The organism is Hymenobacter sp. 102 (genome assembly GCF_049949205.1).
Classification (GTDB): Bacteria; Bacteroidota; Bacteroidia; order Cytophagales; family Hymenobacteraceae; genus Hymenobacter.
The window spans coordinates 1,837,372-1,856,228 of record NZ_CP188172.1 but is presented as its reverse complement, the minus strand read 5'-3'; the positions used below and the strand labels follow the sequence as shown (position 1 = coordinate 1,856,228).

Genomic DNA, 18,857 nt, shown 5'->3' with positions numbered 1-18,857 from the left:
TGAAGAACCTGTTCACGTATGAGCGTGTCGTAGTCTGTTGGTGCCGGACTACTTTATAAGCTTCTGCCTCTGCGTTGCATCCCCCAAAAACCACCTGCCCTCCCCAACCACCTCACAACCCACCTACCCACTCAACCGCTACCTTTGCCGCCCTATGGATAACCGCGCCCTCATCCGAGCCTTTCGCCTCACTGCCCAACTCATGGAGCTGCACGAGGAAAATCCTTTCAAAATACGGGCCTACGAGGGCACGGCCAACGCCCTGGAGCAGCTCACGGTACCCGTGGCCGACCTGGACCGCACGGGCCTGCCCGACCGTACCGGCCTGAGCAAAACCGCCGCCGCCAAAGTGGCCGAAATGCTGGATACCGGCTCGTTTGAGGAACTGACCAAGCTGCTGGCCGCAACCCCGCCCGGGGTAGTGGAGCTGCTGAATGTGAAGGGCATCGGGCCGAAGAAAATCCGCAGCCTGTGGAAGGAGCTGGGTATTGAAAGCCCGGCTCAGCTGCGCGAGGCCGCCCAGCGCGACGAGGTAAGCAAGCTAAAGGGCTTCGGGCAGAAAACCCAGCAGACCATTCTGGAGGCCCTGGAGTTTGCCGACCAGAGCCGCGGCAAGCTGCTGTACCCGCAGGCCGAGGAGCTGGCCCAGGACCTGCGCGAGCGGCTGGCTGCCGCGCCCGGTGTAGAGCAGGCTGCCGTGGCCGGAGAAGTGCGCCGCCGCCTCGAAACCATTGAAACTGTTACGCTGGTGGCCGCTACCACCGCGCCGGCTGCTGCCCATGCGGTGCTCAACGGCTTGGAAGGCCTCACGCCCGACCCGCGCCGCAGTGGGCCGTTTGCCTGGCGGGGCACGGCTACGGCCTCGGGCGTGCGGGTAGAAGTGCTGCTGACTGCCCCGGCCGACTTCACCAACCAGCTGCTGCTGAACTCCGCCGCCGAAGCTCACCTGACCGAAGCCCTGATGGAGCAGCCTCAGCCCGGCCAGCCCGCCACCCTGCGCCACTGGCTGCGGCGGGAGCAGTTCGTTTCCGAACCCGCTCTGTACGAGCGCGCCGGCCTGCAGTACGTGGAGCCCGAGCTGCGCGAAGGTTTGGGCGAGCTGCCCCTGGCCCGCGAAAACAAGCTACCCCAGCTGCTGGTGGATGCCGACCTGCGCGGCTCCCTGCACAACCACAGCACCTACTCCGACGGCAGCCACAGCCTGCGCGAAATGGCCACTTTTCTGCGCGACCAGGGCTACGAGTACCTGGGCATCTGCGACCATTCGCAGGCGGCGCACTACGCCAACGGCCTCCCGCCGGAGCGGGTGCGCCAGCAGCAGCGCGAAATTGATGAGCTGAACCAGGAGCTGGCCCCGTTCCGCATCTTCAAGGGCATTGAGTCGGATATTCTCTCCGATGGCTCCTTGGATTACCCGCCGGCCGTGCTGGAAACCTTTGACTTCATTGTGGCCTCGGTGCACAGCAACCTCAAAATGGATGAGCGCAAAGCCACGGCGCGGGTGCTGCGGGCCATCGAAAATCCCTACACCACCATGCTGGGCCACCCCACCGGCCGCCTGCTACTGCGCCGCGAGGGGTATCCGCTCGACCACAAAGCCGTCATCGATGCCTGCGCTCAGCACAACGTCATCATCGAAATCAACGCCAACCCCTGGCGCCTCGACCTGGACTGGCGCTGGGTGCGTTACGCCCTCGATAAAGGCGTGCAGCTCAGCATCAACCCCGATGCCCACCACACCAACGGCTACGCCGATATGCGCTACGGCGTGCTGATGGGCCGCAAAGGCGGACTGACCAAAGACATGACGTTTAACGCCAAATCGGCGGCGGAAGTGGCCGAGTACTTTGCCCGGCGCAAAGCCACCATCAAGCCCCCGCTGGAGTTCAAGGACTCGTTATTTGGGTGAGAAAAGGAGTCAGGAGCTAGGAATTAGAAGATAGGAGCCGAAAAGTCAGAGTAAGGCGGACTCCTAGCTCCTGTCTCCCAACTCCTCCTTTCTGGCTCCTGTCTCCTAACTCCTTCTTCATGAAAATTCTCGTTCTGCGCTTTTCGTCCATTGGGGATATTGTGCTGACTACGCCCGTGGTGCGCGGCCTGAAGCGGCAGGTGCCAGGGGCGCAGGTGCATTTCGCCACCAAGCCAGCCTTCCGGGGGATGCTGGAGGCCAACCCCTACGTGGACAAGGTGCACAGCCTCACGGGCTCCTTGCAGGAGCTGGTGGCCGAGCTGCGGGCCGAGCAGTTTGATTTCGTGGTGGATTTGCACCATAACCTGCGCACTTCCCTCATCAAGGCCCAGCTGGGCGTGAAGTCGCGCAGCTTTGATAAGCTGAACTGGCGCAAGTGGCTGCTGGTAAACCTGAAGATGGATACCCTGCCCCGCGTGCACATTGTGGAGCGGTACCTGGCCGCCGCGGCCCCGCTGGGCGTGCGCCCCGACGGGCAGGGGCTCGATTACTTCATTCCCGACGCTGACGAGGTGGACATCCGGGCGGCCCTGCCCCCGGCCTTTCAGGGCGGATACGTGGCCTTTGCCATTGGGGCCCAGCACGCCACCAAGCGCCTGCCCGTGGAGCGCATTATTGAGTTGTGCGGGTTGCTGCGGCGGCCCGTGGTGCTGCTGGGCGGCCCCACCGACGAAACCACCGGCCACGTAGTGGAGCTGGCCTTCGACCAGGGCGCGGCCGCCTCGCCCCCCGCCCCCGGCCGCATCCCCGACAGCCCATACTACTTCCCGGAGGTGCCCGCCACGCCGCCCGCTACCGTCATTTACAACGCCTGCGGCAAGTTCAACCTCAATCAGTCGGCCTCGCTGGTGCGGCAAGCCAGCCTGGTTGTCAGCCACGATACGGGCCTGATGCACATTGCTGCCGCCTTCCGCAAGGAAATCATCAGCGTGTGGGGCAACACGGTACCGGAGTTTGGCATGTACCCCTACCGCACCGAGTTTCGGGTGTTGGAAGTAAAGGGCCTCGACTGCCGGCCCTGCTCCAAAATCGGCTACGAAAAGTGCCCTAAAGGCCACTTCCGCTGCATGCGCGACATCCGCTTCGACCTGGACCTGCCCCCGGCGGGGTAGGGGCCGAGGGTGCGCTGTGGACGGCCGCTACCCGCCGGGAGTTCCCGATTTTTTGAAGTGGTTGGGCAGCCGTTAGCTACCACGATGCAATGATTGATTACCGAAGTATAGGGGCGGAACGCTGCCGGCCGCGGGCTTATTGGATAAGGAGACTTTAGTTTATACTAAGTGGTGCTGTCGGAGCCAAGAAAGCCGCACCGCGCATTGAACCAGCTGGACTGTTGCAATCGTTTTACCTTTGCTACCGCTTACCGCGGCGGCACCCCTGCCCGAGGCTGCCCTTCTTTTTCTTTCGAATGACCGAATCTGCCGGCTCCGCCGATATCCTCACTCGCTTGCGCCAGGAAACCCGGCCTTACCATGAGGCGCTGGAAGCCAACGACTTCAACCGGGCCCTGACCGCCGGCACCATTTCCGAAGCCGATACAGCCCGGTTTTTGGCCAAGCTCTACGGGTTCATCGTGCCGTTTGAGAAGCAGCTCCGGGCGCACCAGAGTTGGTTCGGGCCCGAGTGGGAGCTGGAACGCCGGTTCCGCGGCCACCTGCTCCGCCAGGACCTACCGGCTGCCGATACGCTGCCGCTGGCCCCAAATTTGCCGCCTTTGCACACGCGGGCTCAACTGTTGGGGGCTTTGTACGTATTGGAGGGCTCCACGCTGGGCGGGCAGGTAATTGCCCGTCAACTGGCTAAAAATGGGGTTGCTACCCGCGCCTACTTCAGCGGCCACGCTGAACAGACCGGCCCGCTCTGGAAAGCATTCGTGCAGCTGCTGGCTGCGGCGGCCACTCCCGAAACAGCCGACGAACTAGTACATTCGGCTTCTCTTACCTTCCAACGCTTACACCAGTGGATAGAACAGGCATAGCCCTTACCGATGAGAGTCTGGTAGGCAAGGAAATCAACCTGACTAACTGTGACCGGGAACCGATTCATATTCCGGGTCTGATTCAACCCTATGGCTTCCTGCTGTGCCTGGACGAGCATACGCGCCGCATTGTGCAGGTCAGCGCCAATACCCGGGAACTGCTGGGGCTGTCGGCCGAAGAGCTGATCGGGCAGGGGCTGGAACTATTATTTGATGCGGGCCGGCTGCCCGGCATCCATGCCCAGCTGGATACCGTGCGTGAAGCACACCGCCTGCTGGGCGTGCGCCTTGATACCCATCCTGAGCAGCCTTTCTACAAGCTCATCATGCACCGCTTTGATGGGCTGCTGTGGCTGGAGTTCGAGCCGGTCCAGTCAGCTTCCGATGGCCCTCTTGATCTGCCTTCCCTGAATGATGCGCTGGGGTTGATGCTGGCGGCCTCCTCCGTTGTAGAATTCTGTGAGTACGCCGTGCAGCAGGTACGCCAGATTACCGGTTTCGACCGGGTGATGGCTTACCGCTTTGCCGAGGACGAGAGTGGGGAAGTGGTGGCCGAAGCCTGCCGCCCTGATCTGGAGCCTTTTCTAGGCCTGCATTACCCTGCCACCGATATTCCGCAGCAGGCCCGGGCCATGTACCTGCGCAACTGGTTGCGCTTTATTCCGGATGTGAAGTACACGCCCGTGCCGCTGGTGCCCACCAACCACCCCGGCACCGCCCGCCCGCCCGACATGACCTATGCCGTGCTGCGTAGCGTGTCGCCTATTCATGTGGAGTACCTGAAGAATATGGGTGTGGGGGCCACCATGACCATTTCCTTGATTCGGGATAGAAAGCTGTGGGGGTTGCTGGTGTGTCACCACTACTCGCCCCGGCTGGTGAGCTACGAGTTGCGCGACCTGTGCCAGTTTATCGGCAAAACCTTTTCGGCCCTGCTCAAAAGCAAGGAGCAGGCCGATGACTTCATCTACCAGGTAAATCTGCGCGAGCAGCAAGCCCGCCTTTTCGGGCTGCTGGCCGAATACCCCGATTTTCGTAAAACCCTCTACGACCATTTACCGGCCGTGAAAGAGGTATTCGACTGTGGGGGCGTTATCGTCAGCTTCGATGGCACCCTGGCCACCAGCGGCACCGCTCCCGCCGAAGGTCAAGCACGGGAATTAGTGGCCTGGCTTGATGAGCACATGCAGGGCGAACTGTTTCACACCAACTCCTACGCCCGGCATAACCCGGCGGGCAGTGCCATCCGGGCCTCGGCCAGCGGTATTTTGGCTATTCGCCTGAGCCATACGGTGGGTGAGTACCTGATCTGGCTGCGGCCTGAGGTGCTGCAGACTGTGACCTGGGCCGGGCAGCAGCAGAAAGCGGAGGTACTGCAGGATGGGCAACTGCACCTTTCGCCCCGGCGCTCCTTTGCCGCTTGGAGTCAATCGGTGGAAAGCACAGCATTGGCCTGGAAGCCGGTAGAGGTGGAAGCTGCCCAGGAAATTCGCCTGCGTATTGCCGACATCCGCCTCCGCTTGTTCAACCAAATGCAGGAACGGGCCCAGTTGCTTTCCCAGCTGAACGCTGAGTTGGAGCGCAGCAATGATGAGCTGGATTCCTTCGCCTACGTGGCCTCCCACGACCTGAAAGAACCGCTCCGGGGCATTCATAATTACTCGCTGTTCCTGCTGGAAGACTACGCCGATAAGCTGGATTCTGACGGAATTCATAAGCTGGAAACCCTGGTGCGCCTCAGCCAGCGAATGGAGTCTCTCATCGAATCATTGTTGCAGCTTTCCAGAGTGGGCCGGTTGGAGCCGGAAATACGGGCTGTGAACCTCAACGAGATACTGGCCGAGGTGACCGATGTGCTGCAGCCCCGTTTTCAGCAAACAGGTACGCAACTGCACGTGAAAGGTCCGCTGCCTACTGTGTACACCGACCCCGTGCGGGTGCAGGAAGTATTTAATAATCTGCTGACCAACGCCATGCGCTACAACGATAACCCCGCGAAAACCGTAGAGGTTGGGGTGGCGCCGGCCGGCGTACCAAGTCCCCGGGGCTTGGTATCGGATGCTGAGTACCATGTGCTGTACGTGCGGGATAACGGCATTGGAATTGCCCCCCGGCACCACGAGAGCATTTTCAAAATATTCAAGCGCCTGCATAGTCAGGAAAAGTACGGAGGTGGTACCGGGGCAGGGCTGGCCATTGCCAAGAAGATGATTGAGCGGAGCGGTGGTCAGCTCTGGGTTGAGTCTGAGTTGGGGCAGGGTGCTACTTTCTACTTTACAATTCCGAAACAATAGTCATGAGTTCTGCTTCCCTAAAGCCCGTGCTGGTAGTTGAGGACAGCGCAGAGGATTTTACTGCGCTGGGCCGGGCATTCCGCAAGCATGCCCTGCAAAATCCGGTACTGCGGTGCGCCGATGGTGACCAGGCCCTGGAGTATTTGCAGGGCTACGGTCGCAACACTGCGTGGCCAGCGGTGCTGCCCGCCATTGTGCTGCTCGATCTGAACATGCCTGGCACCGATGGCCGCCAGGTGTTGGAAATAATAAAAGCTGATCCTCGGCTGAGTACCATTCCGGTCATCATTTTCAGCACGTCTTCCAACGTAAAGGATATTGAAGCGTGCTACCAGCTGGGAGCTAACAGCTACCTGACCAAGCCTATTGAATATAGTGCCTTGGAAGATAAAATTCAGCTTATTGTCCGTTATTGGCTGGAAACCGTGGAATTGCCGGTAACCTAGTTCTAACTACCCCGTTTCCCGCTCCTGTGAAAAAGATTTTATTGGCTGACGACAACGTAACCGACCGGGTGTTGTATCGTCGCTTTCTGGGCCGGCAACTGGGCTATGAGAGTCTGGAGTTTTATGAAACAGCTTCCGGGCAGGAAGCTGTGCAGCTCTACGGGCAGTTGCAGCCCGATTGTATGCTGCTGGATTATAACCTGCAGGATATGGATGGCCTGCAGGTGCTGGAGCAGTGCCGGGCGCAAGTACCGGCCGGAGCCATGTGCGTGGTGATGATAACCGGCAGCGGCAATGAGGCACTGGCTGTTCAGGCTTTGAATGGTGGGGCCGCTGATTATCTGATAAAGGGCCAGTTTGACCGGGACTTGCTGGCTAAAACCGTGCGGCACGCCATCGAGAAAACCGAGTGGTACCAGTACCAGGCCCGCTACCACGCCGAGCTGCAGCTGATCAATCAGCAGTTGCGTGATTCGCTTGCCGAACTGACAACTACCCGCCAGCAACTACAGGCTCGTAACCAGGAGCTGGCCGCCATCAACCAGGCCTTGGCCCGCACCAATGCTGACCTCGATAATTTTGTGTACGCCGCCTCGCACGATTTGCGTCAGCCGGTGCACAACTTACAGGGCCTATTTGCCGAGCTGCGCCGCGTAGTTACCTTCCCCGACCCCTCAGATGAGGAGGTGCTGCGGCTCGCTGACGTTTCGCTGCAGGCGCTATCTACCACCATTGTTGACTTGGCCATGGTAGTGCAGGAGCAGCGCCGCATGGGCAACCAAAGTGCTGAGCAGGTAAGCGTACGCGAGGTAGTGCAGGAAGTATGCAACTCGCTCCGCACCCAGGTGCGCGACACCAAAGCCCATGTGCATGTGGAGGTGAGTGAGTTGCCGGAGGTAATCTACGAGCGGGCAAACCTACGCACCATCGTGCTGAATCTGGTATCCAATGCCCTGAAATACCGCCACCCCAGCCGCCACCCCGAAGTCAGCATCCGAACGCACTACCACCACGGTCAGCCGGTGCTGGAGGTGCAGGATAATGGGCTCGGACTGGACCTGACCCGGCACGGGACGGAACTGTTTCAGCTGTTTCGGCGCTTCCACCCAGGCGTAGAAGGCACGGGGGTAGGCCTGTTCCTGGTGAACCGTTTGGTCCAGACGGCCGGGGGCCGCATTGAGGTAGAAAGCGTGGAGGGTGAAGGCACGTTGTTTCGGGTGTATCTCGGCCGACCGGACTAACGACTTCTCGCAATCCAATTCCTGGAAAAAAGTCCGGCCCCGCTACTGCAGCGGGGCCGGACTTTTTTCCAGGAATTGGCTGGACTAGCCAATGTGGGTGAACCCACAGTAGGAATGCAGCACCTCCGGTAGCCGGATGCCCTCGGCGGTCTGGTTGTTTTCCAGTAGGGCCGCCACAATGCGGGGCAGGGCCAGGGCCGAGCCGTTGAGCGTGTGCAGGAGTTGGGTTTTGCCGTTGTCGGTGCGGTAGCGCAGTTTCAGGCGGTTGGCTTGGTAAGTTTCAAAGTTCGAGGCCGAGCTTACTTCCAGCCAGCGTTGCTGGGCGGCGCTCCACACCTCCAGGTCGTAGGTGAGGGCCGAGGTGAAGCCCATGTCGCCGCCACACAGGCGCAGTACGCGGTAGGGTAGCTCCAGCTTCTGCAGCAGGTTTTCAATGTGGCTTACCATGCCTTCCAGAGCCGCGTAGCTGTTCTCGGGCTTGGTAATTTGCACAATCTCCACTTTATCGAACTGGTGCAGGCGGTTGAGGCCGCGCACGTGCGCACCCCAGCTGCCGGCTTCCCGGCGGAAGCAGGGCGTGTAGCCCGTGTTCAGAATCGGGAGTTGGGCGGGGTTGATGATTTCGTCGCGGTAGAGGTTGGTAATGGGTACCTCGGCCGTCGGAATCAGGTACAGATCGTCGGCGGTGGCGTGGTACATCTGGCCCTCCTTATCGGGCAGCTGGCCGGTGCCGTAACCCGAGGCCTCATTCACCAGAATCGGGGGCTGAATCTCCGTGTAGCCGACATTGCGGGCCTCATCCAGAAAAAAGTTGATGAGTGCCCGTTGCAGGCGGGCCCCCTGGCCCTTATACACCGGAAAGCCGGCCCCGGTAATCTTGTTGCCCAGAGCAAAGTCGATGATATCATACTGCTCAATCAGCTCCCAGTGGGGCTTGGCATCAGCGGCCAGGGTTGGTTTGGTGCCCACTTCCCGCACTACCTCATTATCATCGGCTGAGCGGCCGGCAGGTACGCTGCTATGGGGCACGTTGGGCAGCTTGTACAGGAGTTGTTGCAACTGCTGCTCTACCTGCGTGAGCTCCTCAGCATGCGTTTTGGTGAGCTGCTTCAGTTCGGCAGTGCGGGTTTTCAGCGTTTCCGCCTCGGCCTTGTTACCGGCCTTCATCAGCCCCCCGATCTGCCGGGCCAGCTCATTGGCTTCGGCCTGCGCCTGGTCGTGGGCAGTTTGTAGCTCCCGGCGCTGCTGGTCGAGGCGCAGAATAGCCTGCACATCGGCTTCGGCGGTGGGGTAGTGGCGTTTGGCCAAGCCTGCCAGCACGGCGGCGGTATTTTCTTTTAGAACGGAAACTTGCAGCATAACACAGAGGACTCGGGAAACAGAGTAGCAAAAGTAGAAGTTTACGCCCGCAGATGTAGTGCCTGCCGGTAGTTTCCCCGGTTTGGTGCCGGCCGGGGCCCGCCACTACCGCCGCCCGAAGCACAATAGACGGCGGATACCCTGTAGCTTCCGGCCCCTTGATAAGTGGTTGGGGCGCTGCATCCTTTGGGCTGTACTCTGCGTACTACCGGGGAACTTGCAAATTCTGAAATACAATTTGGCAGTTCCCCGGTATTACGCTAACATTGCACGTATAAGCCGGCAATGGTTGGCGGACCCCGGGGCATCTTTTCTACGAGCCTGGTCCGTATTTCGCTTTTGCTCCAGCCGGCTCCACCCTCGGTTTTAGTTTCTCGCTTTTTTCTGCGTCGGGCGCCGCGTTGCGGCTACCTTCTGTGCCCGGAATGGCCTGTGCTGCCCTATTGTAGGCTTTTAGCCGCCCCTTTTCGCTCCGCTTTTATATGTACACTATTGACGAGTTAAAGGACCGTTTACTGTCCGAATTGAAGGAAATTGCAGAAAACCTGAAAGTTGGCAATTTCAAGAAACTCAGCAAGCAGGATCTGATTTACAAGATTCTGGACCAGCAAGCCATCACGCCAGCCGATAAACTTCCCCAAAAAGTGAAACCGGTGGGCACAACTGGTGCCGTTGAAGGAGATGCTACGGTGGCAGCACCGGCCGCCAAGCCGGCCGCTACCCGGGCCCCGCGCGCTGCAGCCGCCCGTCCGGCCCGGAGCAAAGTGGCCGCCGCCGCTGCAGTAGCCGCCGAAGCCACTACCCCCGCCGAAACGCCCGTGGTAGCTGAAATTGCCCCGGCTCCAACTGCCGTAATCCCTGAAACATCCGCCACCAATACTGAGCCAGTCGCCGAAACAGGGGCGGCGGAAATTGCCCCGGCTGAAACCGGTGCTGCTTCGGCCACGGAAGAGGCGGATGGTGCGGTGCGGCCCGTAAAATTATACCAGCGCCCGGAGCGCCGGGCCCGCACCGATCGGGCCGGCCGGCCCATTGGGGCCGCTGCCCCGGCCGCATCCTCGGATGTAGCCGTTGCCCCGGAAACCGGCGAAGAAGCGCCCGTTGCTCCCGAAGCTGTGACCGCTCCCACCCGGGAAGTGCAGCCCATTGACCCCACTGCCCCGGCTCCGTTGCGGGAAAACCGACCCGAGCAGCAGCAGCAGCCCCGTATCTTCCGGGATGGCCGCGAGTACCGCAACGGTCGGGAAGTGACCCAGGAAAACCGCGGTGAGGTGCGGGCCGAGAGCAATGGCCGCGCCGACCAGCCCCGGGAGTTCCGCAACGACCAGCCCCGCGCCGATTTTCGCCAGGATGGCGTGGCCCGCGAAGCCCGCAACGACCAACCCCGCAACGACCAACCCCGCAACGACCAACCCCGTAACGACCAGCCGCGCAATCTGCGCGAGGGTGGCCGCACTGATTCCCGTGAGCAGCGGGAGCAGCGCCGCGAAGAGCGGTACGCTGCCCGGGAGCTGCAGCGCCAGCAACGGCAGGAGCAGCGCCAAGCTGAGCGGCAAACCAGTGGTGCCACCGACCAGCCCCGCGCTGACCGCTCAGAGCAGCGCCCGGCCCGCCAGGAATTTGATATTACCATTCCCGGGGAGGGCACGCTGGAAATGATGCCTGACGGCGGCTATGGCTTCCTGCGTAGTCCCTTCTACAATTACCTCGCCTCGCCCGACGATATTTACGTGGCCCCGCAGCAGGTGAAGCAATTCGGCCTCAAAGCCGGCGATACGGTGAAGTGTACCATCCGGCCCCCGCGCGACGGGGAGAAGTACTTTGCCCTGGTAAGCGTGGACGGTATCAACGGCCGCTCGGTAGAAGAAGCCCGGGACCGGATACCGTTCAACAACCTCACGCCGCTGTTTGCCGAGGAGCGCCTGAAGCTCACCACCAAACCCGCGCAGTACAGCACCCGCATTCTGGATTTGTTTGCCCCCATTGGCAAAGGCCAGCGGGGCCTGATTGTGGCCCAGCCCAAAACCGGTAAAACGGTACTGCTCCAGGAAATTGCCAACGCCATCAGCGAGAACCACCCCGAGGTGTACCTGATGATTCTGCTCATTGATGAGCGCCCGGAAGAGGTAACGGACATGGCCCGCTCGGTGAAAGCCGAGGTGCTCAGCTCCACCTTCGACGAAACGGCCGACCGCCACGTGAAAATTGCCACCATTGCCATGGAAAAGGCCAAGCGCCTCGTGGAGTGCGGCCACGACGTGGTGATTCTGCTTGATTCCATCACCCGCCTGGCCCGCGCCTACAACACGGTGCAGCCGGCTTCGGGCAAAATCCTGTCGGGTGGGGTAGATGCCAACGCCCTGCACAAGCCCAAGCGCTTCTTCGGGGCGGCCCGCAACGTGGAAGATGGTGGCTCGCTCACCATTATTGCCACGGCCCTCATCGAAACCGGCTCCAAGATGGACGAGGTTATATTCGAGGAATTTAAAGGCACCGGCAACATGGAATTGCAGCTGGACCGCAAGCTGGCCAACAAGCGCATCTTCCCGGCCATCGACGTGCCCGCCTCCGGTACCCGCCGCGAAGACCTGCTCATGAGCAAGGACGAGCTGAACCGCATCTGGGTGCTGCGCAAGTTCATGTCGGATATGACGGCTTCCGAAGCCATGGAGTTCCTGAAGGACCGCATGAAAGGTACCCGCGACAACAACGAGTTCCTGCTAGCCATGAACGGCTAGTTACTAGCTGGAATACGCCATAAAAAAGCCTCCGTTGCAGCTGCAACGGAGGCTTTTTTATGGTCTGGTTTGAGATTTACTGCCGCACAAAACGCTGCACATTGTGCTGACCATTCGTGCTGATTTCGAGGAAATAGATGCCCGCCGGTACGCGCTGAATGTCCAGCGTACTGCCGCCCTGGGCACTGCCGGCCAGCAGGATTTTTCCGGTAGTCGTGTACAGGCGGTATTGCACCGTTTGTGTGGTGCCGGGCAGCGTAATGAAAGCGTTGCTGGGGTTGGGATAAAAGGAGGCTGCCAGTTTGCCGCTAACCGTAACGACGGACGAGAAAGACGACGTACCGTCCACGTCTACCTGCCGTAGCCGGTAATACGTTTGGGTCGTCAGGGGCTTGCTATCCGAGTAGTGGTAGGTAGCTCCGGTACTGGTGGTGCCTGCGCCCTGCACTCTGCCCAATGTGCTGAATGATTGCCCATCGGTACTGCGCTGCACCTCAAAATAAGCATTGTGTAACTCTGCTGCCGTGGCCCAGGTAAGCAATACGCTTGTGGGTTTTGCCGTGGCAGAAAAGCGGGTGAGCGTAACGGGGAGTGGGTTGTTGCCAGGATCTTGACTAAGCTGGGTACTGGCTAAGACAAAATCCCCACCGGTACTGAATGGCTGGCTTGATTGAATGGAGCCCGAGAAAAAAGGAGGCGTGGTAGAAGTAAAGCTAGCGTTACCAAACAAATTAGCCCACGTAGTTCCAACTCCTTGCGCTACCCGCAAAAAATTTCCGTTGTCTACTTGGTCATCGGGGCCAAATGTCAGGGTAATGGTTGCGTTGTTAAAAGTAGCACCGCTGCCTGGTGTTAGCGTGTAATACCGAATGCGAGATACCCGCCTGATGCTGTTGTCCGATGGAAACGTGCGGTTAGTCGGAGCTCCTTCTACTTGCTGAACAGTGTAGGTGTTGGCCGAGGGTTGGTTAGGCGAAAAAGTTATCGGGCGATACGCCAAGGCTCCAGCCCGAACTGAGCCTAAAGGGTACACAATGTTCGGACGGCCGGTGGCCGCAGTACTCGTAGAACGCGTCAGCGGTCCACTCACGAAGCTCGAACTGCTGCCGCCGGTAACAAGCGCATCGGTGCTACTGGTTACGTTGTAGGGCACAGTAAGCGCATTGCTTACCCCACCTACAGGCAAAGTGGTCAGTACACCATCGGTCAGTGTCAGGCCGGCCGCAACCGTCAGGGGCTTAAGTAGCGTCACCCCTGTGGTGGTCCCAGACGTATTGTTAACTACCAGCCGGGCATTGTTACCGAAAGACAACGTACCGGAACCACTACCGGAACCAATGCCGCCAACCGATTGGGCAGCCGTACCATTGAAGATGACGTTGCTGGCATTAGCCGGAGCGAAACTCAATGCACCCGCGGTAGGCGTTGCATTGCTGTTGATAAATACGTTACCACCAATGCTGGTTCCAGCAGTGGTGCCAGTCCCAACCACGTTCAGGTTAACGGTTGCGCCAGTAACGGTCAGGTCATTTAGTATGGTTAAGTTAGCCGTGCCCGCCACCGTGGCAGCGGCCAGCAACTGCAGGTTGCCATACTGTTGTCCTACCGAGGAAAACGTACCACCTGAGTAAATGTACGTGCTTCCGCTGTTGAAAACGGCTACGCCTGTTGAGCCGTTTCCGAATGGTTCACCACCGGTTACTTGCCGGAACGTGGCTCCGGCGTTGAATACAACCGACCCGGCGGTAGATGCTACGTCGGAATTTGTATTGTTATTACCTGTCGGGATGGTGCCGTTAGTGCCGAAAGGATAGCCGATAATATTACCGGCCACGATGGAGCCGCCACTTTGGACTTGAATAGCACTGGGGCTAGCGGCAATTAAACGCTGGGGTAAGGGGGTTCCATTACCGTTGCCGGTTAGGGTAAGAGTGCCCGCTATTGCTGCCGTGGCACCCGTATTCAGCTTAAGGGTAGTATAGCGGTTGGTGGTGGAAGCGGTGGTGCTCAGCGTCAGGCTGGAACCGGCTCCTATTACAAAATCGTCACCGGAGATATTGTTGGTAAGAATAATGGTGCCATCACCATTGCCATTGGAAGGCGCAATGAATGAGGTGCTTATGTTGTTAATCAGGAACAATTGGCTGATGTTGAAATCAGCTGCGGTAGTCTGAACACTAACCGTTGGGGTTTGCGCGCCATCAAATACCAGCACATCAGCTGCAGTGGGGGCCTGATTACCAGCGCCCGTTGGCTGATATGAGACTGGGTCAACCACGACCCAGCTTGTGCTGGCAGTGATCAACGCCCCGGAGGCCCCTACCCATTTTAACGTCGCGCCAACTGAGGACAGGGGGGCCGCTAAGGCTAAAAACAGACTTGCTCTTGACAAAAGATTCAAGCTGGGCTGCACAGGTGTAATTTTCTTGAGCATTTGAAGAGGCACAGAGTGATTGATATCTCGAATATAGGATCTATTTGTGGATAACCCTTTATTCATTCCCATTTAGATACAAAAATGAAGCGTTCAGACACTAAAATGAGCCTTATAGCAAGAAAATTAAAACTTGTAGGTAATTGTCTATACGTTAGCAGGTTAATCAAAAATAATTAAAGGTGTTCTATATAATAGTATCTGAAAAATTATTATTGAAATGCTTATATAGAGCAGAAATTATTATATTGTATAGGCTTCGCAAGCTGAACAATTCTAGGAATTGGAAATGGGAATAGAATTGTCTTTATTGTATTTAATTAATATGATCTGTTGTTATATAACAGATTGTGTACGTCTCAAATAACCATTCGCTTTCAGACCTGCTGATGAGTTGGCATGCCAAAAAACGCACGTATGATTAGCGAGTAACGCTAACAGGGATGCTTAAAAGTGAGCAGTAAAGAAGGACAGGTATAGACGATCATATCAAAGCGGGTGACAATGCCGTAGGGGAAGAATATACAGCCTTATGTAAGGCATGCACATTTCTTCTTAGTTTATGTCCTTCACCAACGAGCTGCTTAACACTGTTCTGCGCCACGCCGGCCAAGAGGTATCCCGCAAGGAGTTTTTAAATCTGGCGGGCCGGGGGCTGGCGGTGAGCGTGGCGGCCGGCACGCTAGCCGGCTGCAGCTCCACCCCCGATAAGCCATCGGCCGCCGGGCCCACCACCGGCACACCCGCCAGCCAGGTAGATGCCTCCACCACCTACACTGCCCCCGGGGGCGCGCAGGTAGCATCTTCCGAGGCCGTGTCGCCCCCGGCCCAGGTACCCGCCGCGCCCGATAAGCCTATTGTACTGGAAGAGTGGAAATCGAAGGTGGACCCACAGGCCGGGCCCACACCTACGCCGCTGCCGCCTGATGAGCGGGTGGGCTACGCGCTGGTGGGCCTGGGCCACCTGACGCTGGAAGAGTTGCTGCCGGCTTTCGGGGAGTGCAAAAAATCGAAGCCCGTGGCCCTGGTCACCGGCTCGCCGGAGAAGCTGAAGAAAGTGGCCGCTCAGTACGGCATCAAGCCCGAAAGCTGCTACAGCTACGAAAACTACGAGCAGCTCAAGGATAACCCCGAGGTAAAGGCTATTTACATTGTGCTGCCCAACTCCCTGCACGCCGAGTACGTGATTCGGGGTGCCAAAACCGGCAAGCACATCCTCTGCGAGAAACCTATGGCCAACTCGGTGCGGGAGTGTGAGCTGATGATTGAGGCCTGCAAAAAGGCGCAGGTGAAGCTAATGATTGCCTACCGCATCCAGTACGAGCCCTATAACCGCCTGGTGCGCGACATGGTGCGGGCCGGCAAGTTCGGCAAGCCTAAATACATTCAGGCCCAGAACAGCCAAAGCTCGGCCAACGTGGACCACTGGCGGCACAAGAAAGCCTTGGCCGGCGGCGGCGCGCTGCCCGATATTGGCCTGTACTGCCTGAATACGTCCCGGTTCATCCTCGGTACTGAGCCCACCGAGGTGTTCGGCTACATGCACAGCACGCCCGGCAACCCGTTGTTCAAGGAGGTAGAGGAGCTGATGAGCTGGCAGATGCGTTTCCCGGACGGCGTGGTGGTGGACAGCATTACGCACTACAACACCCACGACTCCCGCTTCTACCGCGTGAATGCGGAAAAAGGCTGGCTGCACCTCCACAACGGCTACGCCTACACGGGTCAGCAGCTGCAGACCTCCCAGGCCGAGGGCCCGGCTAAAATGCAGAACCAGATTGTTATTCCGGCCAAAAACCAGTTTGCCGCCGAAATGGACCATTTCTCGGAGTGCATTCTGGAAAACAAGCCGCCCCACACGCCCGGCGAGGAGGGCCTGCAGGACCAACGCATCATGCAGGCCATCTACCAATCGGCGCGGGAAGGGCGGCCCGTGAAGCTGCCCGCCGTACCGGGTACCGACGTGTTCCGGGGCCCTGAGCCCAAATCGGCCTGAGGCAGCGGGCCGCCTGCGGCGCGTGCGTTACCTTTGCGGCTATGGAACAACAGCCCGACCTGCCCGAACTGCTTTATATTTCTGACCCATTGTGTGCCTGGTGCTATGGCATGAGCCCGGTTATCCAGCGCGTGCAGCAGGAGTTTGCGGGCCGCGTGGAGGTATCGGTGCTCTGCGGTGGCATGATTACCGGCGAGCAGGTGGAGCCTATCCGGGAGCAGTGGCCGGTGCTATCGGGGGCGCTGGGGCAGGTGCAGCAGGTAACGGGCGTGGAGTTTGGGCCGGCCTTTCGGGCGCTGGGGCAGGAGGGGAGCTACGTGCTCAACTCAGAGCTGCCGTGTCGGGCTATTCACGCTTTCCGGCAGCTGCGGCAGGCCAATGCCGCGCAGTTCGCCCACGAAGTGCAGCAGGCGTATTTCCGGGATGGGACCGACCTTAACAACCCGGCTACGTACGCGCCGCTGGTGGCAGCCTACGGCCTTGATGCCGCCGACTTTCAGGAGCGGCTGCAAAGCCGGGAAGTTATCCGGGGCACCATTCTGGAGTTTGCGGCGGTTGGCAAAATCGGGGTACATGGCTTCCCGACGGTTGTGCTGCGGGTAGGGTCGCAGGGCTACGTGCTGGCCCGGGGCTACCAGCCCTACCCAGCTTTCAGCAGCGCGCTGGAGCAGGCGCTGCTGGAGGCCTAGAACCACCGCACATGAGTAGGACGCCAGCAATGCCGGCAGCGTCAAGTCGTTTTGATAAAACCACTAGCGAGCTTGTATCCAGCCAAAACAGAACGCCCCTTATACCAACCATAAGGGGCGTTCTGTTTTGGCTGGATGTGCCGTTCAGGGAATATGGACGACCTGCTTGCGGAGCGGGGACCAGGCCACGGCGCGCCGGTCTTCCTTGCCCAGCAGGTAGTGGAACGCCACGGCAGTAGGGCGGCTACGCAGGTCGTCCCAGGCGGCGCGGTCGAGGCCGGCGGGAGCTGCGCCGGGACCCGGGAAAACGGCTGAAGTGGGTACGGCGGGCCGTTTAAAGTTCTTCTCGGCAAAAAACTCCCGCACCCGCTTCCGCACGTAGGCTTCGCGCTCCGCCTGCGTGGCGGTAGGGCCCTTCATCTCGTACACCAGCGCCGCCTCCAAATCGGCCGATGACAGAATTTCCCGGAAAATGACCTCCCCGCCGGTTGTAGTAATGGTGAAAGTAGCCTCGGCACTCAGAACTGAAGAGCCGCGCAGCATGAGCGTGAAAACATCCGGGGTGCTGGCAGCGGAAAATATATGTCGGCTACGGCTGGTCAGCAAGGTATCGGCCTGGGCGGGTACCGTGGCGGGCCGGGTGGTATCCAGGGGCTGAAGAGGAGCCGTGGCGGTATCGGGGCCTGCCAGCGGGGCCGTGGCGGCTGGCTGATCGGGGGCTGAACATGCCCCGGCCAGCAGCAGGGGCAATAGCAGGATGAAGCGCATGGGTAGAGAGGTAAACTGTGAGTTCGCCTTTACGCAGGCGGCAGCGCGCTTGTTAAGCTGGGCTACCACAGCAGCATCAGGGCAAACGCCAGGCTCAGGCAGACTGAGGAAACCTGATTCATGCGCATAGTATGGTCGAAGTCGGCGGCGGCCGGATTGCGCCAGGCTGCCCGGGCCCAGCTGAGGAACAGCCCCACTACCGGGCCAGTAGCCACCAGAAACAGCACCAGGTGGCGCAGCTCCTGCCGCTGCACGTACACGGCCGCCAGCAGTGCCGCGCCCGCCATCAGGGCCAGGCCCGCCCACACAAACGTTCCGCGGATGCCCAGCCGCAAACTAAGCGTCCGGTCGCCGCGCCGGGCGTCTTCTTGGTGTTGGTACACCTGAGTAAGCGGGTAGGAGCCGGCCAGAAACAGGCTGCTTACCAACGCCAGCAGGAGGTTGCTCGGCTCCCGCAGCTGATCCGGCGAGGCGCCCACGCCCACCTGCGTCATCAGAAAGGTATACGCACCCTGAAATATCACTACCACCGCGGTGCTGATAAGCGGGTATTTCTTAAGTCGAATTCCCTCAAAGCTATACGCCTTCGATACCAGCAGATACACCGCCACCAGCCCGGCAAACTGCCAGCTCAACGAAGCCGCGCCCAGCACGGCCAGCACATCAAACAGCCACACCAGATGCAGCAGCTCCAGCGATACTTTGGGCGGGTTACGCAGTCCCCCGATACTGTCCTCGTCCCGGTCGTAGTAGCTGTTGTAGCCGTTGGAGGCAGGGTAGGCCAGCAGGTGCAGCACCACAAACACGCCCGCCGCCCGCCACCCGCTGAACGGCTCCCGCAGGGCGCTCAGGCCAAACCAGAACACTGGCATCAGGTACACGGAGAAGGGGATGCGCAGCAGCGGCAGCGCGCGGCGGTAAGCGGCAAAGGCAGGCATGAGGGGA

At 59.6% G+C, this 18,857-nt stretch carries 13 protein-coding genes; 9 read left to right on the top strand and 4 right to left on the bottom strand.

Going from position 1 to position 18,857, the window contains the following annotated elements; translation table 11 throughout:
• Positions 1 to 154: 154 nt before the first annotated feature.
• The 6 genes from ACN19L_RS07960 (at position 155) to ACN19L_RS07935 (ending at position 7,928) form a co-directional block, all read left to right on the top strand.
• Positions 155 to 1,909 carry a helix-hairpin-helix domain-containing protein gene (locus ACN19L_RS07960; RefSeq protein ID WP_426492988.1) on the top strand — a complete coding sequence of 585 codons (1,755 nt, stop codon included), beginning with the start codon at positions 155 to 157 and terminating at the stop codon, positions 1,907 to 1,909.
• A gap of 119 nt (positions 1,910 to 2,028) precedes the next feature.
• A complete protein-coding gene (locus tag ACN19L_RS07955; RefSeq protein WP_426492987.1) occupies positions 2,029 to 3,081 on the top strand; it encodes a glycosyltransferase family 9 protein in 1,053 nt (350 codons plus the stop codon).
• 296 nt (positions 3,082 to 3,377) lie between these two features.
• Positions 3,378 to 3,947 (top strand): biliverdin-producing heme oxygenase, encoded by a 570-nt coding sequence (locus tag ACN19L_RS07950; RefSeq protein WP_426492986.1) that lies wholly within the window; start codon positions 3,378 to 3,380, stop codon positions 3,945 to 3,947.
• Positions 3,929 to 6,241, top strand: coding sequence for an ATP-binding protein (locus ACN19L_RS07945; RefSeq protein ID WP_426492985.1), 2,313 nt, complete (start codon positions 3,929 to 3,931; stop codon positions 6,239 to 6,241). Before ACN19L_RS07950 ends, ACN19L_RS07945 begins: the two co-directional genes overlap by 19 nt.
• Before the next feature lie 2 nt (positions 6,242 to 6,243).
• Entirely contained in the window at positions 6,244 to 6,687 is a 444-nt protein-coding gene (locus ACN19L_RS07940; RefSeq protein ID WP_426492984.1) for a response regulator, read from the top strand.
• Positions 6,688 to 6,713: 26 nt separating this feature from the next.
• On the top strand, positions 6,714 to 7,928 hold the full coding sequence (locus ACN19L_RS07935; RefSeq protein ID WP_426492983.1) for a sensor histidine kinase: 1,215 nt from the start codon (positions 6,714 to 6,716) through the stop codon (positions 7,926 to 7,928).
• Between the two features lie 84 nt (positions 7,929 to 8,012).
• Here the strand turns inward: ACN19L_RS07935 and serS are convergent, their stop codons facing one another.
• Positions 8,013 to 9,287, bottom strand: coding sequence for a serine--tRNA ligase (gene serS / locus ACN19L_RS07930; RefSeq protein WP_426492982.1), 1,275 nt, complete (start codon positions 9,285 to 9,287; stop codon positions 8,013 to 8,015).
• 482 nt (positions 9,288 to 9,769) lie between these two features.
• Here serS and rho point away from each other — a divergent pair, with 482 nt between their 5' ends.
• On the top strand, positions 9,770 to 12,025 hold the full coding sequence (gene rho / locus ACN19L_RS07925) for a transcription termination factor Rho (RefSeq protein WP_426492981.1): 2,256 nt from the start codon (positions 9,770 to 9,772) through the stop codon (positions 12,023 to 12,025).
• 76 nt (positions 12,026 to 12,101) lie between these two features.
• Here the strand turns inward: rho and ACN19L_RS07920 are convergent, their stop codons facing one another.
• Positions 12,102 to 14,459, bottom strand: a complete 2,358-nt coding sequence (locus ACN19L_RS07920) for a T9SS type A sorting domain-containing protein (RefSeq protein ID WP_426492980.1) — start codon at positions 14,457 to 14,459, stop codon at positions 12,102 to 12,104.
• A 562-nt stretch (positions 14,460 to 15,021) separates the two neighbouring features.
• Here ACN19L_RS07920 and ACN19L_RS07915 point away from each other — a divergent pair.
• Positions 15,022 to 16,455, top strand: coding sequence for a Gfo/Idh/MocA family oxidoreductase (locus ACN19L_RS07915; protein ID WP_426492979.1), 1,434 nt, complete (start codon positions 15,022 to 15,024; stop codon positions 16,453 to 16,455).
• 41 nt (positions 16,456 to 16,496) lie between these two features.
• Positions 16,497 to 17,144 carry a DsbA family protein gene (locus ACN19L_RS07910; protein ID WP_426492978.1) on the top strand — a complete coding sequence of 216 codons (648 nt, stop codon included), beginning with the start codon at positions 16,497 to 16,499 and terminating at the stop codon, positions 17,142 to 17,144.
• A 144-nt stretch (positions 17,145 to 17,288) separates the two neighbouring features.
• Here the strand turns inward: ACN19L_RS07910 and ACN19L_RS07905 are convergent, their stop codons facing one another.
• A complete protein-coding gene (locus tag ACN19L_RS07905; protein WP_426492977.1) occupies positions 17,289 to 17,912 on the bottom strand; it encodes a hypothetical protein in 624 nt (207 codons plus the stop codon).
• Positions 17,913 to 17,974: 62 nt separating this feature from the next.
• Positions 17,975 to 18,850: a UbiA family prenyltransferase gene (locus ACN19L_RS07900; RefSeq protein ID WP_426492976.1), complete on the bottom strand. Its 876-nt coding sequence runs from the start codon at positions 18,848 to 18,850 to the stop codon at positions 17,975 to 17,977.
• Positions 18,851 to 18,857: the final 7 nt, after the last annotated feature.